The organism is Enterococcus sp. DIV1726a (assembly GCF_051710985.1).
GTDB lineage: Bacteria > Bacillota > Bacilli > Lactobacillales > Enterococcaceae > Enterococcus_B > Enterococcus_B hirae.
Window position 1 is genome coordinate 1,898,218 of record NZ_JBIOLS010000001.1, and the last position, 25,943, is coordinate 1,924,160.

Below are 25,943 nucleotides of genomic sequence, written 5' to 3' on the forward strand. Positions count from 1 at the left end.
CTATGATTTTTTATAAATATTAAAGAGATGTTGAATGACATCTTTCAATAGCAACGTGGTCATTAGATGATCTTGGGCGTGAACCATAATAAACCCTACTTCAATTGTTTCACCACTCGCTTCAGCAGCTAACATTTTAGTTTGAGAATTGTGTGCTTCAACCAAACTCTGATTTGCTTCTTCAACTAATCCATTGGCTTCTTCAAATTCCCCCTTCTCTGCTTTAGCTAACGCTTCGATCAATTTCGATCTTGCTTCACCAGCAAAAGCTACCACTTCAAATCCAATCATTGCTACTGTTTCTTTATCCATTTTTCTTCCTCCATTCTCTTACAAGAACATTATATTTGTTCCAGTTTATGTTTGTTTGTGTTCGTTTTTGTCCTTTACAAACAAATAGTAACCGAATGTTTTTAACATGTCAATCTATTTTCTTATACAAACCTTTAATATTTGACAACCTCCTCTGAATGTTTTATGTTTATTTCAAACAAAAAAATAAGAACCACGAAATATCAGGGAGTTTATATCATGTTAAAAGAAGAACGACAAAAATACTTATTAGCACAACTAGAGAAGAACGGCATCGTGAAAGTGGCCGATATTGTTCAAGAATTGAAAGTAGCTGATATGACTGTTCGTAGAGATTTGCAGGAATTGGAGGATAAGGGGTTAATCATTCGCATTCATGGCGGTGCCAAACTATTAAATCCTAAAACTTCCGTGATCGAACTAAGTCATCGGGAAAAAAAGGATCTTCATTTGTCAGAAAAAATAGAAATTGCCACAATCATTGCGAATCATATCCACGAAGGCGATACTGTCTTTTTAGGACCTGGAACAACGATTGAATTAGCTTATGATTTCTTGACGATTAACCACGCTAAAATCATTACCAATTCGATCCATGTGTTTAACAAATTCAAAAGTGATCCTCGATTTGAGATCATCCTGATCGGCGGCTCCTATCGAAATAAGACCGGCGCTTTCGTTGGGACGATCGCCAATGATTTTATTGCAAATATCCATGTAAAAAAAAGTTTCATCGGGGTAAATGGATTAGATAAAACATCCGTTTTCACTTCAAATGAAGATGAAGGATTGACTCAACGTTACGCATTGAACAGTGCTGAAACGCGATATATCGTAGCAGATCATCATAAACTTGATAAAAAAGATTTCTATGGCTTTTATCCACTCCAAGAAGTCGACTATTTGATTACCGATTCTGCTATATCCGATAGTCAAAAAGAAACTTTTGGCAAACATGTTCAATTGTTGATGAATTAAAGTCTAAACTGTCAAGCAGTTGCTAGCGAAAAGAAACCACAGATCAATAAAGAAAGAGCCAAAATACCCCGATCATAGGGACAATTCGGACTCTTTCTTTTCATTCGCTTAACTTAATCGATCAATGACCGTTATGTATTTTGACTAATTCGTTAACTTATTCTTCCAAATAATTTGTTAAAATCGTTTTGACAATTAACTGGATCATTAAATCAATAGGATCAGTTTTAATTGGAACGCCTGCTTGTTGTTTCAGCTTCAGGAGCTCTATTTTTTTTAATGGAATAGCTGTGTTACTTTCTGAGAGAGAGCTGGCAACAGCACTGCTCAAGCCGCCAATCACTGCATAATTTTCTATGGTAATTACTTGCTTTTTTCCTTTTATTTCTTTAAGAATCAGCTGTTTATCAATTGGCTTGATCGTAAACATATCAATGACTTCACAACTAATTTGACGAGCTTTTAAATATTTAGCAACGTTAAGTGCTTCATAGACAGGTCTCCCCGCAACAATGATCAAAATATCTGTTCCCTGCAAAATAATGTTTCCTCTACCTAACTGAAAAGCTGTCTCTTTTTTATAGATATTGGGTAACTTTTTATTTTCGCCACGCACATAATGAATACCGTCCATTCGGCTAAATTCTTTAATGAGCCACGTCATTTGTACCTCGTCTGTTGCCTCACAGATAATCGAATGAGGAATCATGGCCATTAGTGCCAAATCTTCTCCTGCTTGACTGATTTTGTCAGATTCACTTCTCGATGTTAAATATCCACCAAAAATATTGATCGTATCTCCCCTGTATCCTTCAGAAATAAATAGTTGATCAAAAATTTTTCGCATAGCATGAGAATCAAAAAGATGGATGAACGGCTTATAGCCAGCTAAACTAAAACCAGCCGCAATCCCCATAATGTCTTCTTCATCTACTGTTAGATTAAAATATTGCTTTGGATTGTCTTTTTTCAAAACACTCCAACGACATAATGAATCCAACGTATTTTCTAAAGCGATGATGTGATGATTTTTTTTCATTAACTCATTGAGTGTATCAACTATACAGGTGTGAAGTTCTTTTCTTACAGATAACGAGTTACTTAACTGAACCATCTAGCTCATCCTCTCAATTTTTTCTTGTAATTTTAAAATGGTTTTTTCTACTTTTTGATGGAACATTTCAGACGTTTTTTTACTATAAAATTCACTTGATAACGTATTGACTTGCTCTTGTTGACTGTCTAGAACGATACAGCTAACTTGTGAAGTTCTGGTTTTACATTTCTCGATTGCTTCATTGATCGCTTTGATATTCATTCCATCAATGACCAACGTATAAAAGCCAGCTACTTCTACTCTTTGTTTCAAGCTGCAAAGATCCTCATACAGCTGGCTCTCCCGATCTCTTTTATTCCCTCTATCAACAATTACTAAACAATGATGCAAATTAAACCGGGCAATATACTGAATCACTTGCCAAAAATGTTCATCCTTTAATTCATCTTCATCTATCACTAAATAGATGTCATTTTCTTTATTTGCTATTTTTAACCCCATCGCAAGTCCGGCAGCTATTGCTACGCCGTTATTTAAAGCCCCGATTGTCACATCAATTCCAGGGGTCTTTGAGCGATCTAATTTTTTAGGCAGTCTATCTCCTTGATGGCTAATCGACCATAACCATTCCTTGTCAAAGTAGCCTACATTAGATAAAGTACAATATAATTCCAATACCGCATGACTTTTAGCTAAAACTAATTGATCACGGTTTTCCCATTCTGGGTTTTTTGGATCAATCTTCATCTGTTTACCGTATAAAACAGCGAACAATTTGATCATAGAAAAAGAACAAGCCATTGATTCTTCTCCTCTTTGTTTGATACTTATCAACATATCTAATTGAATGTTTAATGCTAATTTTCCCAGTCGAGTCACTTGTTTATGATCAATAGCCATAATGATTCCTCCTATAAATGAATGAGAGAATAGTTCATGATGCCATACAGATTTTTTACATGATATGTATAATTCCTCTTTTATTACCCGAATAAAACAATATGTTACTATTTAATCTACAATCTTATTGGACACTCCCTCCCTCTTGAACTGAGTATAAAGCCGTTTTATGTCATCCTATGACCCCTTTTCCTTCCCTGCCCTTTCATATATAACATGAACGCTCACCTCATAATATATTCAGTAAATTCATTTATAAAATAAAAATAATAAATGTTTATAATAAGATAAATTAGTTATAATAAAAACAAATAGGCTGTTATTACAAAAAAATACTACAACAAAAAAACTGCAATAGCAATAAAAAGAATAAAAATTCACAAAACAAGCAAGATACACCATTCTATTAAAAACGTTATTTAAAATAACATCAAAAAAATAATTATCTTATTCCATCACTAAATTACCTCACTAAAACTAGCGTAAGCTGTTTTGTTAAAAAAAAAATGACTCACCATATAAAAAGCTTTCGGAATTTCCCTCCCGATCCGTTAGATCAAAAAAACTTCTGACTCACGGATGCCTAATATTTTTATTCTAGACTTTTGATTACTGGTTGTACTATGATGTACTAGCTCGTTAGTTTACTCGTTGAATCTTCTCTTTACAAAATAATCTGCAGTTGTTCATATAGCTAAATGAAACTCTCCACTCTTCATTATTCAAGCCTTGCTTTAGCAATTCGTGAAAAAATAGAATGGGTAATGTTTGGGCATCTAAAGGAAAAATTGACGTTCCGTCGTTTTCATTTACGTCGGAAACAGGATGCACCGATTGCTACTGAACAGCCTCTCATTAGTAAGCTATCGTAGATCTCAAGACACTTCTACCAGTCAATCTGAGCTTTTCTTCACTACACACTACGTCGCCTCTACATTTTTTATATTTCTATTCTAACCAACTGTTTATTGATATCATTTTTTATCTAATAATTGCTATCGGTCTATTCCCTGGATTCACCCAGTATACTATGTACTTAAATTTGCCAATCGGTTTTTTATTTACTATTCTAATCTCGTTTTCACAAATGTATTTTATTTTTTATTTTTTCTATGAACTGTCGTTAATGAAAAATTTTATTGCCATACGATTGGATCAGTCGCACTATCTATTTTTACTCATTAAGCAATTACTAAAAGCTTTTCTTTTTTATGTCATCATTAATCTCATTATTAATTACGTGTTTTTAGGAATGTTCTATTTTAAATTAAGTTTGATAAATTGTGCCTTACTTGCTCTATCGTTGTGCATTAATCTTTTGATTAAATCAGGTATAAAAGAGCAATGTTTCATTTGTACTATTACTTTCATAACCTTAAGATACTTTTATCAGCTATTATTGGGATAAATCTAAAACTAGTCTCTTCATTCAAAAATTCTTTTATAGTATTGAAATCATATCGGCAGCTTGCCAGTATTCCAGCTATCGATTTTTTTGTGTGTTTCGAAAACCACCTGCATAGCAGAAAGCTTTCAAAACACACAAAAAAGAACCCTTGAAAATCAAGGGTTCTCCTACTATCTGGTAACGATAGATTAACGACGGATTTCTTTGATAAGTGTGAAAAGCTCTGGATATATTGATATAGAGACATCTATGATAGAGTTGACGACAAAACTAATTCTCTAAATCATCAAAAGCATCTAAAGGTGTCATTTTTTCTTCGGAAGTCAGGTGACGATAAAACTCAGAAGTCGATTTGTCAGCGTGTCCTAAGCGAGCTTTTAAAACATCCCAGCTACAGTGTTGAGCAACTAGACTTGCCATCGTATGTCTCGCTAAATGGGTATGAAATGCTTTAGTGATTCTGCAACGATGCATACAACGTTTTACATGATCATTCACGAATTCACGTCTGAATGGAATACCTCTTTTACGCGGCTCTAAGTAAATGAATAGATAGTATTCTTCCACTTTAAAACTGACGGTTGAGCGCATCTCATCTAGGACGTTGATCAATTGTTGCAACTTATCCATGACTAATGGAGTCATAACCACACGTCTTGCAGAACTGACCGTTTTTGTCGTTTCAATTGAAAAATTGACTTGCTTTCCTCGCACAGAAGTTTGCTTATAAAAAAGGATCTCATTACATTCAAAATCGATATCCTCAGGTTGGCGCGCTAATGCTCCACTAATTCGACAACTAGCATAGAATAGTACATAAAATAAAGTCGCTAACGGAAGCTCTTCATTGACACTAGCATAGTTCAATAATTTATGCAGCTCATCTTTAGTCAAATATTTTTGATCTAAAGAATTCAGTGATTGCTTAAGATCACCGACACTTTTTTGATACTTTGGAAGCTTGATATCCTTCAATGGATTTCGATTCAGGATATTCCTTCGAACACAATAATTAAAAATTATATTGAGTGTTTGCCTAAAGGATTGCAAAGTATTTTTAGCATAGCCAATCAATTGACCATCAACGCCACAATCCTTCAGCATGAACGTCAATTCTTCTAAGAAGTCAGAAGTAAGATCACTTTGTGAATCTAAACAACTACTACGATGCTTTTACCCAGAGAATAAAAAAAAAGCTGCATTCAGCCATAATAGATAATGAATTACCAATCTATTATGATGAAACAGTTCTTGATCAATTATTATTTATGTTGGTTACGGCTTGGGACGGTTTATCTTTACAGTTGGAAAACAATGTACCTATAGTGAAAGCTGCTTTGTTTGTGAATACAAGCTATGAACATACCATATTCTTACGTGATGACTTACAATATCATTTGAAAAACCGATTGATAATCGATATACCAAACTCGAAGACGATCACCGATTTTACTGGTTTTTGCCAAGATTATGATATGATCATTACAAATCTATCGACCTTAGAGATTTGTGATCCACCGATCGTCTCTATCCAAACAAATCCAACAGCAAGAGATTTTGAACGGATCCTTTGTCTATATAATCATATAGTTCATAGCAAGGTTGAAAATTTTAGGGATGTATTAGAGAAAACAAATAGCATTTACAGATACTAAAAAAGTGGTGCAAAAAGTATCTCAGCTAAGTAAATTTAGCTTGAGATACTTTTTTTGCACGTAACCATTTAACATTAACCAATCTTGATAATAATCTTGATACTAATCCCCATTGCTTGATTCATGTCCAGTTCCCCCTTCGTTATCTTATTTATGAACCTATCTTACAAATTGTTTAGACAGAAAATGAACGTAATGAAGCATTTGCCTAAAATCTTCAAATACGAAATCCTAAGGAATATCGTTCTTAAGCTGTAGTTGATTACATGCAAAAAAATCCATATCACCTAGAAAACTAATCTAGGAGATACGGATTTTTTATTTAAATGGATTTGCTTAGTCTTCAATAATAATTGTGACATACCAACCATTCTTCATACTCATTTTACTAGCTACTTTCGTTTCTACTCAACTACATTTTTCCGACTAAAAATTTTTAATTTAGTCTTTTGCACTTTTTTGAGCTTTTATTGTACTTTTAATTCCAACTCGACAAAAGTGATTATTATCCCCCCTTGTTCCTATTGATTACGCTTTTATCTTAGACAAATTCTTCGTAAACAAAGAACAAAGTGCGTATTCTACATAATTAGTCAAACACGCACTTTGTTAGCATTAAAATCTTCTATCTACATATTCTCGAAGAAAGAAGCGTGTACAAAGGACAAGAATTCTATTAAATCGTAAATTTTTCGTTCCATTGATTCACTGGCGTTTTCTCGATAATTCAACAGTAGTTCATAATATTTTGCAAAATACTTATGGATGAAGTGTTCTGTAGTCGTTGGTTCTGCTTTGATGATTCGCCAATAATACTTAGCTAATTCATCTTGGTTTTCTTCAATACATGATCCGATGAAATTAGTTAAAATCGTCATGATTTCGACATGCTGCTCCGAAGAAAAGGAATGCAACCCTTTCGAAACTAATGAACTGATAATCGTATTATTCACTTCAATCGAATAAAAGTCGGTCACATTCGCATATAATGTCAACTTAAAATCAGTCCAGTTAGGAATAGCAAAGATGTTATCTTTTAAAAGATCTCTACTTTCACTCGAGACGAGACTATAGTCTTGACACTTCAATCAACGCTGAGGATACCTCCTTATTCGCTGCTATCACCGTTTTGTCTGACTGGATATCAAATTTGATTTTATCCAAGGCTAAGAAATCGTTGTCGTAAACAGCACGAACGATACTTTCATTGATCAAATCCATTCGATTTGCTTCTGATCGGTCCATTGCCTGACTTATGAAAGAAGCGAAGTTAATCGAGTGATTCTCTAAAATCGTAAATAGGTCTTCGGCAGAAATCCGATGCTCATTTTTTTCTACTTTTGAATAAAAGGATGGTGTCACAGTATCGCCGCACATTTCTTTTTATGTCAGCCCCATGCCTAATCGATATTCTTTTAATGTCTCGCCTATCTTCATGAACGTCCTCCTCTCTGTCGTTACCTATAAAATTGATTCTTTCATTATACACCACATTTAGACATAGATCCGTTTTATTTAAATCAGGCGTCTGTTAAGAATAGCATGAAAAAATTTCGTTTACGACATTTTTTCTATCCAACGGTTCTTTCTTTCTTAGAGTAAACTTGTAACCAAATGGAAAGGAAGTCCTGTTATGAATATCATGCTAAAAAATCCCTTATTTAGAAAACTGAGTTGTGCAAATCTGCTATCGATAATGAGGGACAATCTCTTTTATCTCGCCTTGATTACGTACGCTAGTCAAGTAAACAATTATGCCCTTGCAATTTCATTGATTGCTATTTCAGAAACGATTCCTGTTCTACTAGGTGTTGTTTTCGGTTATCTTGCAAGCCTTACCAAACATAAATTCCCTAAGATCATTCTTTCTGCTTTTCTAAGGATGTTCTTATACGGATTAGTTGGTTTTCTCTTCACACAAGGGAATGAAGGCTGGTCTCTGTTTTTGATCAATTTCATATCAGATTTGATTAGTGATTATAGCAGCGGATTAGTCTCTCTTATCCTGCAGCGAATTGTTGATCCTGAACAATTAGACGAAGCATTGGGCGCAAGCAGCGGTTTAACTTTATTAAATGCGATAAGTTTTGGTTTAGCCGGATTGATTTTCCTTTCAATGAAAAATCATCCACAAATCAATGTCGAACCAGATGAGGTACCAGAACAGCTTGAACTAAACTTTCACCAAACAATCAAAGAAGCCACTTCACAAATCAAACAACAACCCCATTTATTCACGATGATTTTTCAAATTGCCTTGATCAAAGGAATCCTTGCTTGTTTAGCACCTACGCTAGAAATCATTCTTGTCCAACATCCAACGCAACTAATCTACTCTTATCCTTTCACAATCACATTAGTTGGTACTTTCCTTGCGGCTGGTGTTTTCTCCGGTGGACTCTTTGATGTATGACTTAGTAAAAACATCTCTTTAGATACCCTTGTTTCTGCCTTCTCTCTCATTGCAATCAGCTTATTTATCAGCATGCAATTTTTCAATGTTTGGGCTATTCTAGGATTGATCCTGCTTCTATCCTGTACGGCGACCATCTGTTCAGCAAAACTAACTGATTGGCTGATGAATAGTGTCCAACCTGAGATCCTTGCTTCTTCAATCGGTAGCATCAATACGATTTTAACGGTGATGGCACCAAACATTCTATTAGGTTTTACCCTCATCAATCTTTTTTCTATGACGATTGCCATAGATACTATGATTGGATTGAGCATTATCGTTGTGAGTTTTAACATGTTTCATTTAAACAAACGATTAAAACTAGGAAAGCAGACTGCAGATTCGAATGAAGATTACTGATTATGCGAAAAAAGACCAATAGCGGTAGCGGTGAAGCCAGGCTATCCGTCTATTGGTTTTTTGTGCTGTGGCAGCTTTGTCGTCTATCACAAAAATCTCTTCTTATTATAAGGAGCTATCTCGTAATGATTCTATATCTTTAAGGTTTTGAATTTCTGATTATTCCTAGTATAATGAAAGCGTGAATATCCCAATAATCTGAGAATGGCACCTTACTGACGAAAGGAAAAATAAGTCATGAAACACCGTAAATTAGAGACGACACCCGAAACTTCTAAACGAATGTCAAATGTCCATTTGAAGGGCGGTAAGGCCGAAACTATCTTAGCGAAAAAGTTATGGCATCGAAGAGTCAGATACCGTCGAAATTTAAAAAGGCTACCTGGTTCACCAGATATAGCAATAACTAAATATAAAATTGCTGTATTCGTTGACGGTGAATTTTGGCATGGACAAGACTGGGAAAATAGAAAGCAACGATTAAAACGAAACAGAGAATATTGGATTGAAAAAATCGAAGAAAACATTGCAAGAGATAAGAAAAATGACCAAAAGCTTAGGGAAAATGGATGGATTCCAATCCACTTTTGGGAAAAAGAAGTTTTAAAAGAAACCGAACTCTGTGTAGATTTAGTTCTTGATTTGATAAAAACAAAAAAAGAGAGATAACTGTGATAGAGTCATCTCCCTTTTAATCTAATAAATTATTTATCAAAGTAGGTTTCTGACTTGTTCCTTAATATAATCATTATTTATCCAAAAACATTGAGTCGTCATCCATTGATCTGAATAATCTTCGCTATTTGGTCTATTTATCCATTTAGCAGGAACTGGAAGTTCATCAGCATGAGGACCATTGACTTTGTAGTCTCTAGTAGATGCATGAGGTCGAACGTGACAGACTAATCTATCATTCTTTTTAATGAAATTATTCTTGATTTTCCAGCCATCTCTAGTAGACTTATCTGGTACGGCCTCTAATTCGACACCTTCGTTGAGTTTTTTTATGGTATCTTCCCACATTTGTCGTACGGGGCCTTCAATGTCTTCTTCGGGCATGCTAAAAAATTTGACTCCTTTAAAAACTGGACCTGCGTCTTCTTCCTTCACTACGAAAAAGAGGAATCTCGTATCCAATAAGAAATTATGCCAATCTCCGCTAGGTTCGCCATCTTCTTTTTCCCAAGTTTGTTTACTCAAATCAATAAATTTAAATGCTGGAAAAGACATACTTTGCGCATTGTGTCCTCGTTTATCGAAATTAACAGTTTTAACAACGATAGAAGCCTTCTCGAACTCCTCCACTCTCGGAAAAGGTTCTTCTCGAGTACCATCTTCTTCTAATCCTAATATAGCTGAAGCGATTTTATAATTTACTTGGTACGTTTTAGGATTTAATCCAAATCTTTCACATAATGATTGGATTGTTTGCCCTATATAAGGAGTAAAATGTTTCAAAACCAGGTCTTCTAAATCGTTACTCTTTAACTGGAATGGATCCTTGATTATCGAATCGATTCTTTTATCGCCCAATACATATTTTCTTAGGATAGAAGTCATATAGCCTGATTTTAGTGAATACGCTCGTTGCTTAGCTTTTACATCAGAGCACGGTTGTTTCCTGAATGATTTTTTAGCGTTAGTTCCTTTAGTGCATGGGGCAAGATAATTCGTGAGACTTTCACTTAATTCGTGTGCTTTTCCTTTAGCGATATAATCATGAATAATCTCCCAATCTTGGCGGATTATTTCAAAATCTACAGGGTTTCTATACATTTCATATAAAATCGTTTCTTTGATTGTCCATTGATCTTTAGGTATCTCCTTGAGATGTTCATAAAATGCAATCTCCATCGTACCATTCTTATATAAGAAGTGACTGTTATCAAAAGATTCATCCAAAACCTTGTCATAGTTGATTATATTCAATACCAGCCTTTCTTTTGCACTGTATTGTCCATTTTTCAACCTTTTGATGGGTGTGGCCTTCAACTCTACGCCGGCTTCTTCCATATCAGGTTTGCTATCGCTATCTTTGATCTTTCCGAACCATGCTTCAAATGCATCACCCACAGAATTTTTATTTTTGCTTTGAGAAAGAGGGATTCTATTATTGAGCTCTAGTACAGTTTTTCCAACTGCTTCTTTAGCTCTATTGTGTACTTGCTCCTTGGTCAAATATTCTGTCATAGTTCAAAAACCTCCATCTATCTAATCTACTCAATAATTTTCAGGAAACATCATAGTATAATTCTTATCATCGAATATGATCCATACCTCCATATCATTTTCTGTCATTGAATCGCATCTGACGATTTTTTTTGATTCAGACACTTCTTGCCACATAATAATATTGGATCGTTGGATCATGAATAATTGATAAGCATCTTTTTCTTTGCAATCAGGATATCCTTCTTGATAGAATTGCCATAATGTATCAATCAATTCCATAGATAATTTAGTTTTTATCTGTTTAGATATAAGGTACATTTAGTTATCCCACCTTCTTAAGAGTATTATAACATTTTTCAAATTAGATCTTTTCAAATTTGATGATTTGTTGTATAATGATTTTTAGTTAAAATCGAAAGGATGTTCCCTAATATGAGTGAAACACTAAAAGTATTAGAGCTTTTTGCCGGTGTCGGCGGGTTCAGGGTCGGTCTCGACCATTCCAATGCTGATCTTTTCAAAACGAAATGGTCCAATCAATGGGAACCTTCACGTAAGTCGCAAGATGCTTTTGAAGTATATAACTATCATTTTCAAGATAGTGAGAACATCAATGAAAATATCGAAGAGATTCCAAATGAAGTTTTTGAGCGTATGGATGCGGATATCATCGTCGGAGGTTTTCCTTGTCAAGACTACTCAGTAGCTCGTAGTAAGAAACATGAGATGGGTATCGAAGGCAAAAAAGGTGTTCTATTCTGGCAGATTATACGAGCTACTAATCATATCAAACCTAAGTATTTGATCTTAGAAAACGTTGACCGTTTACTTAAATCCCCCTCAAAACAACGTGGGCGTGACTTCGCGATAATGCTTGCTGCTTTTAATGATTTAGGATATTCTGTAGAGTGGCGTGTCATTAATGCTGCTGAATACGGGCGGAGTCAACGTCGTCGTCGTGTTTTCTTCTTCGTTTATCGAAATGATACCGACTTTGCTCAAAAAATGGATTCTCGATTCGAGACGGAATCTTCGGAAAAAAACGAGCATCGTTATGATGAATACATTTTTGAAGATGGGCTTTTTGCTCGTCAATTTCCCATTGTGAAAGAACCTTACAAGAATCGACACGCTTCCTATGAACTTTCGCACGATATAGTAGAAGTATCTGATAATTTCACCGGAAAGGTATTCAATACTGGCATAATGCGTCATGGCAGATATTTTACTATTGATACCGAACCAACTAGAGAAGAAACACCCATCACTTTAGGCCAGATTATCCAACCAGCTTCTGAAGTAGATGAAAAATACTATCTGACAGATGCAAATAAGATAGAAAAATTTGAATATCTTCGTGGGCCTAAAAAAATCGAACGTACTTCTGCAGAAGGCCATACTTATATTTTTGCAGAGGGAGGTATGTCTCCTCATGACGATTTAAATATGCCTGGGCGTACGATGTTGACATCAGAGGGATCTGTAAATAGATCTACTCACCTACTCAAAATCGATGGACGTTACCGTCTGTTGACTCCTATTGAAGCGGAACGTCTCCAAGATTTCCCTGATGACTGGACAAAATTCAAAAAGCTTTCAACTGGTGAAGTAGTAGAAGTATCCGATCGGATGCGGATGTTCTTTATGGGGAATGCATTAGTCACTGAGATAGTGAAACGCATCGGTGATGAGTTACAAAAACTCTTATAAAGAGTATTCAAATGCCTGACCTCATTAAATAATTTCTTCTACTGTGGTCCTCGTATGCTCAAGAACACTCAAATCAAAACCACTCGTGTGAACGGGTGGTTTGTTCTGCGGCTGAAAGCCTCTTTTACCGGCCTAAGTCTAAAAGACTTACCGAATCGGTTCCCTCCTCTTGCACCACATTTACTCGCTGCTTCTCAAAGAAGCTCTTAGTGCTTCTTACGATTTTTTTCTCCAGTAAACGGATCAACTTCTTCAAACAATGTAAGCTGATTTGCTACGTGGTCTTCTCGTAATTGATTACGAATATATTCTGCGATTTTTTTCTTGTTTCGTCCTACTGTGTCCACATAATATCCTCTACACCAAAACTTTCTATTTCCATAACGATAGTTGAGTTCTGCATGTCTATCAAAAATCATTAAACTACTTTTTCCTTTTAAGTAACCTAAAAATTGAGAGACACTTATTTTTGGTGGGATACTGACTAACATATGTATATGATCTGGACAAGCATTTGCTTCTAAAATCTTAACGCCCTTTCTTTCGCATAATTCACGTATAATCTCTCCAATACTTGCTTTGTATTTGCCATAAATGATTTGGCGGCGATATTTCGGAGCGAATACTATATGATACTTACATTTCCAAACAGTGTGTGATAAACTTTCTGTAGCCTTTTTCATAAAAAGGTACCTCCTAAATTTTTTGATGTGGTGGTCGGGAAACCTACTTCATCTTATCAGTTTAGGAGGCTTTTTTTATACCTCGCTGGAAGCTTTCCGGAACCACCTGCATAGCAGGTGGTTTTCAAAACACATAAGTAGCCAAAAAGACTGAATCCAACTCGGGTTCAGTCTTTTTGGTCTAAGGCACTATTTAATTGAGCAGTCACAACCAAACCTATAAAAACGATAATCAAAAATTCAAAATTTACGTTCTTTGTCGATTATATCTTTCATGACCTCTATCTCATCATCAGAAAACTCAGGTATGAGAAAGTCGCCATCGATTGCGTTCTTCATCCTGTCTTCTTTTTCTTTCAGTCGTGAATATATTTTTACGTCGATGAAATTATAAAAATCTCTATCCGTTTTAGTCATCAAATAGTAATATCTCGTATGTTGATTTGATTCTAGACCTAGTCGATGTATCCTATCTCGTGATTGCAACATAAAGGTAAGATTATAGTTGTATTCAAAATAGACCGCATCATGGGCGATATCATGCAAAGAAACAGACTCCCCTAAAGTATTGGGATTAGATACAAGTACCTGGATCTCATCTGTTTTTTCTCTAAATGTATCTATTATCTGGTCTCGTTCGTTACGATCTGTACCGCCATATATGAGTTTCGTAACGATTCCTCGACTATTCAAAGTATCAACGATCTTCTCTAACGTTTTCACGAATAATCCCCATACTACGACTTTTCCATGAGTTCGAACGATTTCTTCGACCAATCTGATGCCTTCTTCAAATTTTGGAGATGAGACTTTTGATAAATCCCAATCATTGACTTCAGCGACTGTAGCATCATGTATACTTTTGGCCAAATCATTTCTAACAGCCTCACTGACTTGGTCATAAGAATCATTGCTGACTTCATCATCTTCGCTGAACCCAAGATCACTATAATCTATCGTTTGGTTTATCAACTCAGGATTCGTTGACAATTGAATCATGCGTATCCATGCAGCAAGTTGGTTTTCAACTGTGGTATAGATGATTTCAGCAAGTCTGATTTGTTCTGGAGATGGACTGACTTCTATTAAGATATCTGGATCAGCAAGTGGCACACCCAAGTCTTCTTTGCTCGTCCTCCAAAAATAAGGGCGTAGTTTTTCATTTATTTGAACGATTTCTTCTTCATTAGGATCTTTCAACATGTTTTTGCTGAATCCAAAAAAAGCCTCGTATTCATTTTTGAATAGGATGTGCAAGAAGTTATACGTATCTAAGTAATTATTAGGGATAGGTGTCCCAGTCAATACATAACGATAATCTACATGAGTGGATATTTCTAAAGCAGCTAAAGCTCGCTTCGCATCGATTCCTTTGATTCGATGGACCTCATCATATACTAGCATCGTTGCTTGATCATAAGAGAGACATTTTATTATGGAATCTTGAAATTTGGGTAAAGATTCATAATTGACCAATATAAGATTTGCGGTACTCCATTGTGCCTCAAAAATACTCTTGTTTCCTCTGACCGATTTACCATGGACATTCAAAACGTTCAATTCTTTTTTATCTCCAAAAACAGCTTTGAATTCATCTCGCCATGACTTAAAAGCATTTATCGGACAAACTACCAATAACCTTTTAATGGGTACATCATTTTTTTTAGCATTCAGAAAAGCAAAGACACCTAATAACATCGCTGTTTTTCCAGCGCCTGGAACTGAAAAATTAGCTGCTCGTTTTTGTGTGAGCATATACATCGCTGAATCCATTTGTAGTGGTTTCAAAGGTCTAGCGACTTCTTCCTCCACGATTTTTTGGAAAGCGGCAGATTCCTTATCCCAGCGTGAATCTTTATCTTTTAGTGTCAAACCAGACTTGCGATATTCTTCTATCGTATACCTTTGATCTAAAATCATTTTCTCAACTTCTGGAGATACAAGAAAAGAAACAGCATATTTGTCAGCTTGCTTCTTTGCACGTTGGATGATTCGTTCAATTTCTCGATAATCTAGACTCATTTTGAAGATAGGGTACCCCATATCACTATCTACATAAGAGCTGAATTTAGTCTTAAATGATTTTTTTTCTATAATTTCTCCTTCTGTTTTATCGACAAAACAGAGTCTATCTTCTTTTAAAACTAGAGCAAACGAATTTTCTTCTATCATAAAGGGTTTCCGGATCTTACCAACATCATATTCTTGTAACAATTCATAGACTAGATTAGATGCCTCTACCACATCGACTCCATCATATCTATTGTTCCAAAGTGACTCGAATTCGTTTTGCTTTTGCTCAATGCGTTTTCTGACATTATTGCTCACATCCCAAGAAAAATCGACATCAAAAGATTCACAGTTGTTCTCTAAGCCATTTGCTGTCTCATTCATCGACCCATTGAAATAAATTGTATCTTGACCATCTTCGAATAGCCCCCATTTAGAGTGAAATAAACCGTTTTTGACTAATCCGAATCGTACATCGGCTTTACCTTGTGCAATCAAAAAAGCTAGGTTACCAAGTTGTACTTTATCTTTTTCATTCAATATCTCACTATCACTTTTTTTTCTATATCCTTCTTGAATAGCCTCAAAATCTTCTTTTGATATATCACGAGAAATAATGAATCGCACATAACCATTATTTTGAGCAAATTCATCCAACCCTTGAGCATATATGGCTAACGCTTTAGCTGAAAAATAGCCACTGACCCGTTTATAGATATTGGATTCCTTTAAGATTCTGTTATAGAATTCTTCACCCACATCATCATTTTTAGGGTTGTAACTTGGCTTGATGGCGTCATGTAGTTTCTTTAACATAATTACTCTCCATTCGAGCGAATCTCATCGATAAGTTTTTGAAGCTCATCTAATGAACGGATAAGTTCAGTACTATCTTCATTTGAAAGAGATGCAACTGATTGGGTATCGATAGAATTGAGCGCACTGATTGCTCGACTGACTAGTTTAGCCGGTTCGTCCCGTTCCTTTTTGTTTTTTGCTGCCTCAGAATGACGATTTGATACAGTTTGCACTTTAGATAAAGCCGATGTAGTTTCTTGCGAGTTCAATGTAGTGAAGAGTTCAATATTACTTCGGATGACAGTTTTTGAGTCCAGCGCATCAACTACTGTATCTGTTGCGTCTTCCATATCATCGATAAATTTTTCTTCTTCCTTAGTACCTATGATATTTTTGACTATCTGTCTGTATTCTGATTTATAGTCCTCTCCCGATAATCTGATTTGTAAAATCTTTGTGAATAAACTATTCAATAATTGATCAGCGTTTTCATTATTTTTAAATTTTTTATATTGTGGCACTAAATCTTGCAGCGGACCATCTAAATCTAGTTGTTTAGCCAGCGCGTAATTGTCTGGACTTGCATTCGCAAAATCTAAAAATCTTACGATCAACTCAGCTTCTAAAAGACGCTTGTTCACTTCAGGGACCTTGAGACCTGCATATTCAGCATAATCTTTGGCATTCATGATATTGTTCACCTTGATAGTTTTATAGGCGTCTATTGAACGATCGATGGGATTATAATCTACTTTGTCTAATTTTCCGAATTGTATCTGTAATTCTAGCGATTTGATCAGTTTTTGATCTGTATGGTTCTGCATCGATAGGTCATCAAGTATCACTGCTTCATAAAATTGTGGCTCACTCACAGCTGGGTCTTGTTCTAACATTCTTTTTGCAGTAAACCGACGATTTCCATCGATGACACGACCATCTAGCAAAACATAGCCAGCCTCTTGCTGTCCTTTGATAGACATGTCTCGCTTTAAGACCTGCATTTCTTTTTTCGTTTTCTCACCGCCACCACTGATCAACATCTCTTGGATAGCGTTATTGTAGTCTTCATTATGACCAGCTTCGAGCGGCCCATTGATGCTCTCATATTCAGAAAGAGAAACTCCTATGCGGCCATTTTGATCATTATAATATAAATACTCTAACGGAATCATATACGTCGTTCCATCATAAGGCTGCCCATTTACTTTATTTATCGGTACATTCAAGTGATGTCCACCAGGTTTGACGATTCCTTGTTCGCGTAATTCTAATAAGTCTATAGTCATGTCATTTGCTCCTTTATATCCCTAATATCTCTTTGACGTAACTGGAATTGAACCAAAAACGTTGTCTAACTATACGTTGTCCATCTGGCAATGTAACTTTATCCTCTCCATTTTTTGCTCCAGGTCGCAAATGCCCTAATTCGTTGAAGTTCATCGAAGGTAAATTGTTCTTATTCACCTGGCGGCCATTTTTTTGCGTCACAGCTTTGATTTCTAATCTATTATTTTTTAATAGATCTCTGACTTCGTCCCACACCTCTTTGAGACCATGTTCAAGGTCATAATCAGGCATTTTCCATGCTTTAGCTTTCAAAAAAGTCATCTCATCATCTGCAACCCGCTTTCCACTTGGGTACTGTTGAAAAATGAAGAAAACAAGTACTTTATCATGGAAATATCGGTAAAGTGAACTAGCATGCCAGTCAGGCGAATCTACCCATTCTTTAAAGTCTATATTCATAAAAGACATAGATTCTGCTGGAGTATTCGTTCCAGTCAATCTCACTGTTTTTAATACGGCATTGACTCGTCCATCACAAAGTTCGAATTGATTGCTAGGGATTTTAAGCATCTTTTTAGATAATTGAACAAAAGAAGCTTTATTATCAATTTTTATCCCTAACCTTTCTTTCAGTTCCGAAACTTTTTTTCCGTAATATTTTGAGATTCGATCATCTACATCTTTTTGGATAGATTGGATATCTTCATTATTTTTCATACATATGCAGCTCCTTGACAGAATACTTAAAGTAAACAGCAAATAGCCCCAAACTTTTTTGAAATCTAGCCAGGACTTAAATACTTTATTCAGATTATATCATAAGAGAAGATTCTTTGTTCGCTTTAAAAGGCTGAATACGAGAAAAAACAGAATCAATCCTCTAGGAGTCGATTCTGTTTTTTACCTTATTCCTTGTTTACAATTAATAATCCATTATCTACTAAAATGGCTTTTATATAGCTTGAATTAGCCCAAAAAGTTCTCCTCGTGATATCTTCACCGTCGCTAAACTGAAATGTATCATTTCCATTTGCTGCTTTAGGTCGGACATGGAATCCAATATTAGAACTTAATTTAGGAAAAAGACTAGAATCCCCTTTTTCAAAAGCTTCCCTTACTTTTTCAAAAGCCATTTCAGCTTTTTCCTTCCAGTCCGTAGACATAGAGATAGAGAAATCATCTATTAGCTTTACTTTTTCAACTTCTTTATTCTGATTTAAAAATATAATATAAATCGGGTATCTTCTTTCAAGCTCCTTGAAAAATAATGATTCGTTAAATTTAGGATAATCGTTATCTTGCATATATCCTTCGCGTTTATAAAATTCTTCAAAGGTAGAATTCGGTAGCGGAAAGTTTTCTTTTATCTTGTGGTCCAGATAAGAAATTGTCCTAAAATATTCTATTTCAATATCATTTTCTGAATTGTATCTTTTTATAATTGCTGCAATCGAGTAATTGCTTTCCTTGTTTTCAATAACAAAATTAGTCAAATCCGTTTCATAATGATTTCTTGACTGAGAGGGTGTAATCTTTTTACTATCTTCAGATATATCACCATTTAAGTTTTTCAATATTTTCTCAAAGACATTGTCAGATTTATAATCATTTACATCAGCTTTGAGATCCTTTAATAGAATCTCTAATTCTTCATAATACATATATAAATCATTTTCGACTAGAGAGTCCAGCCTATCATTTATCCTCAACACATTGATAATATAACTCTGAAAATAATTCTTGCCATAGCGTAAAAACAAAGACTTATCATCACTTTTACGATAGATATCGTCCCACCATTTTCCAACCTCTAATGCAACGTCGATTCTTTTTAATAGCCTGCCATCTTCCTTTATTTCTTTTAAGGCAGTTTCCATCCGGTCCTCTAATTTCAATTTATTGAAATTTTTACTTTTTCCGGGCTTATCTGTAACTATATAATAAAGTTTTATAAATTCTAAAGGGGTAAGTCCCGTATATATCTTCTCTATTTCTCCTGTTTTCAATATTTTTAATTGATATTTTTTCAATAGCTTATTTAATTCTTCAACTTCTTTTGAAACACCGACAAAATCCTGATTTGAAATTGGAATCTGATTGTTTAATCCCCAAGTGATTGTTTTAGATAAAGATTCTGTTCCTTTTATAAAAACAGTTTTTACTATGATAGAATCTAAGATTTCTTCCATTATTTTATCAAGTTTTTTGGAGCTTAAATCGATGACGTCCTTTAAGTCGCTGCTTTTGATTTCTTCAAGTAGTTGTTCTTCAGCAAGGAAAAAGTTTGTCAGTGTTTGTGCACCATTTATGACACTCACTTTATCTGGATCGATAATAATATGGTCTGTAGTAGTATCAAATGGAGCATCATCATTCATAAAGATATTGATTCCATTATGCTTATACCAAAAAATATCAGGCATAAATTTCAAAAATATTCTATCAGACAGATTAAAATACTCTTTTACAATGTCTTTCTTATCTTGCGATTCAATCTGATTGATCAATCCTACTTTTAGATAATTTTTAAATTCTTCTTTTAAATTTTGTCCTATCTTTTTATTCAAAATACCGATTCTGACATTTTGTCTAAATAAATGATTTCCAGCTACGTTGTACAAATTTTTTAGTTGAGTCATCGACAAATTAAAAATTTTCGCACAAACTTGTGTATTAGCAGATTCATTTTCCGTATAGATTTCCAAATAATTGATACCATCTTGATCTACTTTCAAAGAAAGTTCATGATTATTATCTAAATAAATAGGGGTCATAAATCCATAAACATCATTAATAACTTTTCTTTCTTTAGCATTTTTGGCTTGTTCTAGAAGGACTCGAAGTGTATGCCGTTCGTCTTCCCAATTCTTAAAAAAAATATATATCAAATATATTTTTTCTCCTTTTTCAAGCTCACTCCTCAGGGAGGATAGTTCATTTATTTTACGCTCAATCGATTCTCCACTTTCTTCTTCAAAACTGTTATAGTCAGCAGCTAAAATATTAATTATGCTACTATCAGTCTGCTTCTCAAGAGATTTAAAACCATGAAAATCTTGAAATTTTACTGCTTCCAAGTCTTCATTTGTAATAACTTTTTTATCCATTAAAATATCTATTAATTCTGCTCTCATTTTTTCACCCCAGCCTCCATGATTGTAAATCTTTGTTCTATATCTTTTCTTTTTGACTTTTTTTCATCGTCTAAATCATAATTATTTTCTATATAGTCCATTAAGCTAGCTTTTTCTTTACGTAAAAACCGGAGTATTTGTTTTGGTGTCACTTCAGTAGTAGAATTTTTCATATTTATTTCAAATTCTATTCTTCTACAAGAATAAGCTAATTCCATGTCGATATAGTCATCCGGTTTGAATTTATTTCTTTTTATGTTGGATAATCTATTTATAATAGGCTCTTTTCGTTTATCTTTTTCAGGAAACAAAGTTGCTTCATTCATATTAAAATATTTCGAGAGTTCATTCCGAATCATTTCTTTGTCTTCAGCTAATATTTTAGTTGGTGCACTGTAATATTCTTTTGGAATCTTAGTGAATGTCTTTCCTGCAAACAAAATAAAGCCGCCACTTTGCATCTTAAGCCTTTCATTATTATAGCTATGTGTTATCACTTTAAAATCTTTAGAATAGGGAATAAAATGTCCTTCTACTAATTTGTCATAGTAATAATTTAGATAGTCTGAATTAGGTGAAAAAGATTCCGGAAATACAAAAGAATAAACGTAACCATCTTCATTAGTATTACTACTAGCAAAGTATAAAGCAGGAAGGATACTAAAGGTGATGTCCAACAATCTACTCGTCTGTACAAAATGTTGTCCAGCGATGGATTTAGATAATTTTGAAATATCTTTGGATTCTGGAATCTCGTAATCACTAAGCAGCTCAATAAGCTCTTTTTCTAATAAAATCCCAGCTTTGTTACGAAATAATGAAGGCATCAACTTTGTTTCTTTGTAATCCTCGCTTTCACCTCTAAAACAGACAAGTAAATCATTATGAGCGTTTCTTCCTATACGACGTTTTTGGGAATCTACATTATTCATGATTTTTTTGATGTATTCCAAAGTTTTATTCTCCATGATAGATTTCTCCAATCGATTTAATACTAACAAGTATTTATGATGATTTTGTATTTCTTAACCATATAAAAATTAATACTATAGGATTTAAAGACTTATTATACACTTCTTCAAAATACTATTTTCTTCATTTTATCAAAAAGAAGAAGCAAAAGAAATTCGTTATCTCTAATACACTATAAACATTCTTGTGTTTTTGCTTTGTTTTGAATTTTTTATAACTACTTAGCTCCATCGCTAATATTTCCTGTTCTGGAACTATGCGGCCATCCACTATAAATGTAATTTTATAGTCACTCATTTTTACTAATCTTTTCTTTCCTTTGATGCTCTTATACTATTATGGAAACAAAGAGAACTCTACAACTAAGATTTTTTAGCTGTAGAATAAAACCACAGTATGTAGAATAAAATTACTAGAAAGGAGGAAAATTTATGGGAGATTTACGTTTTGAACGAACTGATGACATGCTGCAAATCCATTTCATGAAATTATTGGCTGAAATGCCTTTTAAAAAAATCTCAGTCTCTAAACTGGCTAAAGCCAGTAAAATGGATTGAACTACTTTTTATGATCATTATGAAAATACCTATCAATTAACAGAAAAGCTGATTAATCAGCATATCAATCTGATTGAAACAGTCATAAGAGAAAATATCACGCAACAACGAAACAAATCACACTTTGACAGCTATAATTATTTAAACGAAGCACTGGCGGATTACTTAATGACTAATCGTCTGGAGATTCAACATTTGCGACGATTAAATTTTGGAATAAACAGTTTTGATGCTAAACTTCGGAAGTTATTCAACAAAACGTATTCACAAATTTTTCATCTTTCGCAAGATCTATTTAGTCAGTATCTTATGACCACTTTAGCAATGAGCAATTTTGATTTTATCCTCGACAAGCAGCGTGTCCAGCAAAAAAAAGAAATCCAAGACGGTTTGACAAAGACGACTTCCTATTTTTCTTAATTTTTTGTACAGAGAAAAAGCAATAGCACAATTATTTTGCAGAGATTCAATAGAAAGCTGACCGAAAAGGCTAGCAGAAATACTCCTGCCAGCCTGCCAAGATTACTTCGAAAACATTAATCCTCTTTACTCTATGATTTACCAGTTACCCATTTTACGTATTACAAGCTTGTACTGCATGGATTGAATAGCCTTTGTGTTTTTATCTAAATACTTAATTGTAAAAGTAGCTTTTATTGTATTTTTAAGATTTACTTCAAAAGTTGGTTCAATCAGTTCCGAAAAAAAAAATCTTTTTGAATCGGTTTTAAAGCTTCATTTTTGACATAATAAGCAAGTTCTTCTTTAGCAATTTTCGGATATAATTTGAAAAACGTCTCTAAAAATTGATTAGCCTCTTTTGTGGTCCTTTCATCAACACTACCATCAGACTCAAATTTTTTCGGTTCATAATCTGATTTTTCCGGTGTCGCCGTAATAGTTGGATTCTGGATAATCACTTTATTCCCATCCTCATCTTGATGAATAGTTGTCTGGTAGGTTGTTATGACTTGCCGTCCTTCCTTTCCTTCTTTTATTGATTGTTCAACAGTAAAAGTAACTTGATAACCAGTTTAATTTTTCTTTTCCACATTCAAAATTTGCACATCCGTCACTTTAGAACTAGTCGGGATATCTTGCCGAATCAGATCTACATTCAATTTTTGCAGCTTCTCAGTAAGATAGCCATTAATCTTCGTTATACGATTTTCAATAGCTTCTTTGTTGTTCTCCAAACTAAAATAATCTGTCGCAAATGCTTTGATATAACTTTGAATGCCGCTAGTATCAACGATTTTTTCTTCTACGATAGTCTTTTCATGAACCATATGCTGATCAACTGCGGTGAAATTTTTATAGATTGCAAAGCTGAAGCTGCTGATTAAAAGAACCCACAAGAAAATCATTCTTTTCTTGTGGGTTCCAAATTTATAAGTTTGTTGTTTTTTCATGTAAATAGTCTCCTTTTATTTTGCTAACCGGCCAGCACCAATCAAATGCTGCTGCCAATAAGTGTCTGTTAAATTGGTATATCCGATAGGATTGCCGGCGTGATACATCCGATTATCGCCCACATAAATTCCAACGTGCGTAACATACGCCCCTGCATCATAAGTCGAATGATAGAAAATCAGATCCCCTGGTTTGGCTTCTGATAACGACAAATGCTGCATCGCATCATATTGATTTTGCGCCACACGCGGAATCGTCAAGCCAACTTTGGCGTAACACCATTGCGTGAGTCCAGAACAATCAAAACTAGTTGCTGGACTTGATCCATCGAAATATATCCGGCAGAGGATTTTTTTCATAGCCATGAGTGACTTCATTAGGGATCAGAACAGTGGGGTCAATACAAAAAACTGGTTGCTTTTTACCATTGAAAACAGTAATAGATAGGCGCGTTAGGCCTGCTATATACTGTTCCATCGCTAAAAGTCCCCGTCATGTTGTGCAGCTCGCTAGCTGAATATTCAATCGTCACTTCTTGCGGATGAAGAACTTCTGCATGAGCAAGAATCGGGGAAAGAGCTGAATTCACCATTTGCCCTAGAATCGTTAATGTGGTCAAAAATTTCATGCGCTTATTTGTCTTGTGTTTCATTTTTTCGCTCCTTTCAAAAATAGGCATAAAAAAAGACACCCAAATATGATTTGAGTGCCTAGATACGAAAGCTACTTTTTAAAATTCTCAAGCTTCTTTTCAGCTTTTATTTTACGATAATCATAACCGATTGCTGCCATCAATTCTTCCCAATTTAGGCCGGTCCTTCTTTTTATTGTGTCTACAGAAGGAAGTTTCGTTGATTTAGTGCGTCTACGAAATTCTGTTACAGAGAGACTTTCTTCTAATCCCAGCTCGATGATTTCATTTTTGAGTTCATACAAAAGTTCAAGATCAGATAAATTTCCTTCGATTTGATTTATAGAGGTAAACAAACTTCTAATATCCGATATCCGTTTTTTTACAGTACTGAGAGAAGGTACATTTTTTCCTGACGAATTCTTCTCATAAGCACGTTGCGATTTGATATTTTCAGCTTTGATAAATTTTTGTACGAGTTCAAGAAATTCTTTATCTGTTAGTTTATCTCAACGATAACGATCATAGACTTTTCCACCTAAAATAGACATAAGATTTTCCCACGATTTAAATCTTTGGGTGATAAACCAAACACTTGGAACCTCGTTCGGATGTTCCTTCAGTTTATCTTGATACATCCTGACTGATTTTTATTTGATGCATTTCAATAAATCGACTAATTGTAGTCATGAGCGATAAGTCATTTTCGCTTTTCCAGATGATTCTTTTGTCTGTTTTGTTTGATTTAACCATTTTACTGGTCCTCTCTGATTATTTAGAGAGCGCGTGCTAAGTCCTTTTACGCATCTTCGATATGTGTAGCGGTATATTTTTCCTATTAAGCAAACTGGGCTTCGTAGGTGCTTAACAGGGTTATCGTTTTGGTATTTTTCGAATCACCTTTGTCGTCACGAAAATGACCGCTTTTTACTCATTTTTGACGACAGTGGTAGTTAAATTAGGCAAATCTAGCGAAATCAGGGGAGAAAATACCAGTAATCAAAAGAGAGTAAAAGAAAAAGCCCTTGATATACAAGGACTTTTCACATTCGAAATTTGATAGACAGAATTCTGCTTTCTTATCTTCTGATTTCTTTGATACGAGCAGCTTTTCCGTGTAATGCACGTAAGTAGTACAATTTTGCACGACGTACTTTACCGTAGCGAACGACTTCGATCTTTGCAACACGTGGTGTATGCAATGGGAATGTACGTTCAACACCTACTCCGTTAGAAACTTTACGTACTGTATAAGTTTCGCTGATTCCAGCTCCGCGGCGTTTGATTACAACACCTTCAAATAACTGGATACGTTCACGTGTACCTTCGACAACTTTCGCATGAACACGTACAGTGTCACCAGGGCGGAAAGCTGGGATGTCAGAACGTAATTGTTCTTTTGTTAATTCTTCGATTAATGGATTCATTGATCTTTTCTCCTTATTCCAAAC

The 25,943-nt window shown here is 34.7% G+C and carries 23 protein-coding genes and 4 pseudogenes; 8 read left to right on the forward strand and 19 right to left on the reverse strand.

Annotation, left to right across the window (positions count from 1 at the left end):
- Entirely contained in the window at positions 1-312 is a 312-nt protein-coding gene (locus tag IGJ27_RS08545) for a PTS lactose/cellobiose transporter subunit IIA (RefSeq protein ID WP_034700819.1), read from the reverse strand.
- Positions 313-531: 219 nt separating this feature from the next.
- Here IGJ27_RS08545 and IGJ27_RS08550 point away from each other — a divergent pair, with 219 nt between their 5' ends.
- The gene (locus IGJ27_RS08550) at positions 532-1,290 is read left to right on the forward strand and encodes a DeoR/GlpR family DNA-binding transcription regulator (RefSeq protein ID WP_096708907.1); all 759 of its coding nucleotides are present in this window, start codon (positions 532-534) and stop codon (positions 1,288-1,290) included.
- 157 nt (positions 1,291-1,447) lie between these two features.
- Here the strand turns inward: IGJ27_RS08550 and IGJ27_RS08555 are convergent, their stop codons facing one another.
- From IGJ27_RS08555 to IGJ27_RS08565, 3 genes and pseudogenes are all read right to left on the reverse strand, one after another.
- On the reverse strand, positions 1,448-2,404 hold the full coding sequence (locus IGJ27_RS08555) for a transketolase C-terminal domain-containing protein (RefSeq protein WP_096708906.1): 957 nt from the start codon (positions 2,402-2,404) through the stop codon (positions 1,448-1,450).
- Entirely contained in the window at positions 2,405-3,247 is an 843-nt protein-coding gene (locus IGJ27_RS08560; RefSeq protein WP_178305819.1) for a transketolase, read from the reverse strand. It lies immediately after the preceding gene.
- Between the two features lie 1,678 nt (positions 3,248-4,925).
- Positions 4,926-5,798: pseudogene (locus tag IGJ27_RS08565) on the reverse strand (tyrosine-type recombinase/integrase); the annotation flags it as partial.
- 2 nt (positions 5,799-5,800) lie between these two features.
- Here IGJ27_RS08565 and IGJ27_RS08570 point away from each other — a divergent pair.
- Positions 5,801-6,310 (forward strand): hypothetical protein, encoded by a 510-nt coding sequence (locus IGJ27_RS08570; protein WP_161645443.1) that lies wholly within the window; start codon positions 5,801-5,803, stop codon positions 6,308-6,310.
- Positions 6,311-6,939: 629 nt separating this feature from the next.
- Here IGJ27_RS08570 and IGJ27_RS08575 read toward each other — a convergent pair.
- Together IGJ27_RS08575 and IGJ27_RS08580 are read right to left on the reverse strand one after the other, a co-directional pair.
- Positions 6,940-7,398, reverse strand: a complete 459-nt coding sequence (locus IGJ27_RS08575; RefSeq protein ID WP_370566768.1) for a hypothetical protein — start codon at positions 7,396-7,398, stop codon at positions 6,940-6,942.
- Positions 7,379-7,672: a hypothetical protein gene (locus tag IGJ27_RS08580; protein WP_178305817.1), complete on the reverse strand. Its 294-nt coding sequence runs from the start codon at positions 7,670-7,672 to the stop codon at positions 7,379-7,381. The genes IGJ27_RS08575 and IGJ27_RS08580 overlap by 20 nt, the downstream gene beginning before the upstream one ends.
- 271 nt (positions 7,673-7,943) lie before the next feature.
- Here IGJ27_RS08580 and IGJ27_RS08585 point away from each other — a divergent pair, with 271 nt between their 5' ends.
- From IGJ27_RS08585 to IGJ27_RS08595, 3 genes are all read left to right on the forward strand, one after another.
- On the forward strand, positions 7,944-8,723 hold the full coding sequence (locus IGJ27_RS08585) for a hypothetical protein (protein ID WP_096708900.1): 780 nt from the start codon (positions 7,944-7,946) through the stop codon (positions 8,721-8,723).
- 72 nt (positions 8,724-8,795) lie between these two features.
- Complete coding sequence (locus IGJ27_RS08590) at positions 8,796-9,125, forward strand: hypothetical protein (protein WP_161645441.1); 330 nt, start codon at positions 8,796-8,798, stop codon at positions 9,123-9,125.
- Between the two features lie 237 nt (positions 9,126-9,362).
- On the forward strand, positions 9,363-9,794 hold the full coding sequence (locus IGJ27_RS08595) for a very short patch repair endonuclease (RefSeq protein ID WP_096708898.1): 432 nt from the start codon (positions 9,363-9,365) through the stop codon (positions 9,792-9,794).
- 42 nt (positions 9,795-9,836) lie between these two features.
- On the opposite strand, the gene IGJ27_RS08600 is transcribed toward IGJ27_RS08595, so the two are convergent.
- Positions 9,837-11,315, reverse strand: a complete 1,479-nt coding sequence (locus IGJ27_RS08600) for a Sau3AI family type II restriction endonuclease (RefSeq protein ID WP_096708897.1) — start codon at positions 11,313-11,315, stop codon at positions 9,837-9,839.
- Positions 11,316-11,345: 30 nt separating this feature from the next.
- The gene (locus tag IGJ27_RS08605) at positions 11,346-11,615 is read right to left on the reverse strand and encodes a DUF960 family protein (protein WP_096708896.1); all 270 of its coding nucleotides are present in this window, start codon (positions 11,613-11,615) and stop codon (positions 11,346-11,348) included.
- A gap of 114 nt (positions 11,616-11,729) precedes the next feature.
- Between IGJ27_RS08605 and dcm the strand changes: the two genes are divergently transcribed.
- The gene (gene dcm, locus IGJ27_RS08610; protein ID WP_096708895.1) at positions 11,730-13,007 is read left to right on the forward strand and encodes a DNA (cytosine-5-)-methyltransferase; all 1,278 of its coding nucleotides are present in this window, start codon (positions 11,730-11,732) and stop codon (positions 13,005-13,007) included.
- Between the two features lie 206 nt (positions 13,008-13,213).
- On the opposite strand, the gene tnpA is transcribed toward dcm, so the two are convergent.
- From tnpA to IGJ27_RS08640, 6 genes are all read right to left on the reverse strand, one after another.
- Complete coding sequence (tnpA, locus tag IGJ27_RS08615; protein WP_161645439.1) at positions 13,214-13,690, reverse strand: IS200/IS605 family transposase; 477 nt, start codon at positions 13,688-13,690, stop codon at positions 13,214-13,216.
- 240 nt (positions 13,691-13,930) lie between these two features.
- Entirely contained in the window at positions 13,931-16,516 is a 2,586-nt protein-coding gene (locus tag IGJ27_RS08620; RefSeq protein WP_178305816.1) for an SNF2-related protein, read from the reverse strand.
- Positions 16,517-16,518: 2 nt separating this feature from the next.
- On the reverse strand, positions 16,519-17,784 hold the full coding sequence (locus tag IGJ27_RS08625; protein WP_096708892.1) for an RNA polymerase subunit sigma-70: 1,266 nt from the start codon (positions 17,782-17,784) through the stop codon (positions 16,519-16,521).
- A gap of 13 nt (positions 17,785-17,797) precedes the next feature.
- Complete coding sequence (locus IGJ27_RS08630) at positions 17,798-18,502, reverse strand: DNA mismatch repair protein MutH (protein WP_096708891.1); 705 nt, start codon at positions 18,500-18,502, stop codon at positions 17,798-17,800.
- Between the two features lie 188 nt (positions 18,503-18,690).
- Positions 18,691-20,919: a hypothetical protein gene (locus tag IGJ27_RS08635; protein WP_178305815.1), complete on the reverse strand. Its 2,229-nt coding sequence runs from the start codon at positions 20,917-20,919 to the stop codon at positions 18,691-18,693.
- Entirely contained in the window at positions 20,916-21,887 is a 972-nt protein-coding gene (locus tag IGJ27_RS08640; protein WP_096708888.1) for an FRG domain-containing protein, read from the reverse strand. The genes IGJ27_RS08635 and IGJ27_RS08640 overlap by 4 nt, the downstream gene beginning before the upstream one ends.
- Before the next feature lie 435 nt (positions 21,888-22,322).
- Here IGJ27_RS08640 and IGJ27_RS08645 point away from each other — a divergent pair, with 435 nt between their 5' ends.
- Positions 22,323-22,448 (forward strand): hypothetical protein, encoded by a 126-nt coding sequence (locus tag IGJ27_RS08645; RefSeq protein WP_256733928.1) that lies wholly within the window; start codon positions 22,323-22,325, stop codon positions 22,446-22,448.
- 168 nt (positions 22,449-22,616) lie between these two features.
- On the forward strand, positions 22,617-22,868 hold the full coding sequence (locus tag IGJ27_RS08650; RefSeq protein ID WP_373191436.1) for a hypothetical protein: 252 nt from the start codon (positions 22,617-22,619) through the stop codon (positions 22,866-22,868).
- A 272-nt stretch (positions 22,869-23,140) separates the two neighbouring features.
- On the opposite strand, the pseudogene IGJ27_RS08655 reads toward IGJ27_RS08650, so the two are convergent.
- The 5 genes and pseudogenes from IGJ27_RS08655 to rplS form a co-directional block, all read right to left on the reverse strand.
- A pseudogene (locus IGJ27_RS08655) lies at positions 23,141-23,860 on the reverse strand (conjugal transfer protein).
- Between the two features lie 15 nt (positions 23,861-23,875).
- Positions 23,876-24,193 (reverse strand): annotated as a pseudogene (locus IGJ27_RS08660) (C40 family peptidase); the annotation flags it as partial.
- A gap of 89 nt (positions 24,194-24,282) precedes the next feature.
- A complete protein-coding gene (locus IGJ27_RS08665; protein WP_053766615.1) occupies positions 24,283-24,513 on the reverse strand; it encodes a hypothetical protein in 231 nt (76 codons plus the stop codon).
- 71 nt (positions 24,514-24,584) lie between these two features.
- Positions 24,585-25,245 (reverse strand): annotated as a pseudogene (locus IGJ27_RS08670) (hypothetical protein).
- Positions 25,246-25,571: 326 nt separating this feature from the next.
- Positions 25,572-25,919: a 50S ribosomal protein L19 gene (gene rplS / locus IGJ27_RS08675; protein ID WP_002286913.1), complete on the reverse strand. Its 348-nt coding sequence runs from the start codon at positions 25,917-25,919 to the stop codon at positions 25,572-25,574.
- Positions 25,920-25,943 lie beyond the last annotated feature (24 nt).

What these genes read in the sequence shown, in the direction of transcription:
- IGJ27_RS08585 (WP_096708900.1), top strand. Translation starts at nt 7,944, where the DNA reads ATGAATATCATGCTAAAAAATCCCTTATTTAGAAAACTGAGTTGTGCA.
- IGJ27_RS08665 (WP_053766615.1), bottom strand. Translation starts at nt 24,513, where the DNA reads ATGAAACACAAGACAAATAAGCGCATGAAATTTTTGACCACATTAACG.
- IGJ27_RS08640 (WP_096708888.1), bottom strand. Translation starts at nt 21,887, where the DNA reads ATGGAGAATAAAACTTTGGAATACATCAAAAAAATCATGAATAATGTA.
- IGJ27_RS08545 (WP_034700819.1), bottom strand. Translation starts at nt 312, where the DNA reads ATGGATAAAGAAACAGTAGCAATGATTGGATTTGAAGTGGTAGCTTTT.
- IGJ27_RS08590 (WP_161645441.1), top strand. Translation starts at nt 8,796, where the DNA reads ATGCAATTTTTCAATGTTTGGGCTATTCTAGGATTGATCCTGCTTCTA.
- IGJ27_RS08645 (WP_256733928.1), top strand. Translation starts at nt 22,323, where the DNA reads ATGGGAGATTTACGTTTTGAACGAACTGATGACATGCTGCAAATCCAT.
- IGJ27_RS08595 (WP_096708898.1), top strand. Translation starts at nt 9,363, where the DNA reads ATGAAACACCGTAAATTAGAGACGACACCCGAAACTTCTAAACGAATG.
- IGJ27_RS08635 (WP_178305815.1), bottom strand. Translation starts at nt 20,919, where the DNA reads ATGAGAGCAGAATTAATAGATATTTTAATGGATAAAAAAGTTATTACA.
- IGJ27_RS08605 (WP_096708896.1), bottom strand. Translation starts at nt 11,615, where the DNA reads ATGTACCTTATATCTAAACAGATAAAAACTAAATTATCTATGGAATTG.
- tnpA (WP_161645439.1), bottom strand. Translation starts at nt 13,690, where the DNA reads ATGAAAAAGGCTACAGAAAGTTTATCACACACTGTTTGGAAATGTAAG.
- IGJ27_RS08650 (WP_373191436.1), top strand. Translation starts at nt 22,617, where the DNA reads ATGACTAATCGTCTGGAGATTCAACATTTGCGACGATTAAATTTTGGA.
- IGJ27_RS08625 (WP_096708892.1), bottom strand. Translation starts at nt 17,784, where the DNA reads ATGACTATAGACTTATTAGAATTACGCGAACAAGGAATCGTCAAACCT.
- IGJ27_RS08550 (WP_096708907.1), top strand. Translation starts at nt 532, where the DNA reads ATGTTAAAAGAAGAACGACAAAAATACTTATTAGCACAACTAGAGAAG.
- IGJ27_RS08620 (WP_178305816.1), bottom strand. Translation starts at nt 16,516, where the DNA reads ATGTTAAAGAAACTACATGACGCCATCAAGCCAAGTTACAACCCTAAA.
- IGJ27_RS08630 (WP_096708891.1), bottom strand. Translation starts at nt 18,502, where the DNA reads ATGAAAAATAATGAAGATATCCAATCTATCCAAAAAGATGTAGATGAT.
- dcm (WP_096708895.1), top strand. Translation starts at nt 11,730, where the DNA reads ATGAGTGAAACACTAAAAGTATTAGAGCTTTTTGCCGGTGTCGGCGGG.
- IGJ27_RS08600 (WP_096708897.1), bottom strand. Translation starts at nt 11,315, where the DNA reads ATGACAGAATATTTGACCAAGGAGCAAGTACACAATAGAGCTAAAGAA.
- IGJ27_RS08555 (WP_096708906.1), bottom strand. Translation starts at nt 2,404, where the DNA reads ATGGTTCAGTTAAGTAACTCGTTATCTGTAAGAAAAGAACTTCACACC.
- IGJ27_RS08560 (WP_178305819.1), bottom strand. Translation starts at nt 3,247, where the DNA reads ATGGCTATTGATCATAAACAAGTGACTCGACTGGGAAAATTAGCATTA.
- rplS (WP_002286913.1), bottom strand. Translation starts at nt 25,919, where the DNA reads ATGAATCCATTAATCGAAGAATTAACAAAAGAACAATTACGTTCTGAC.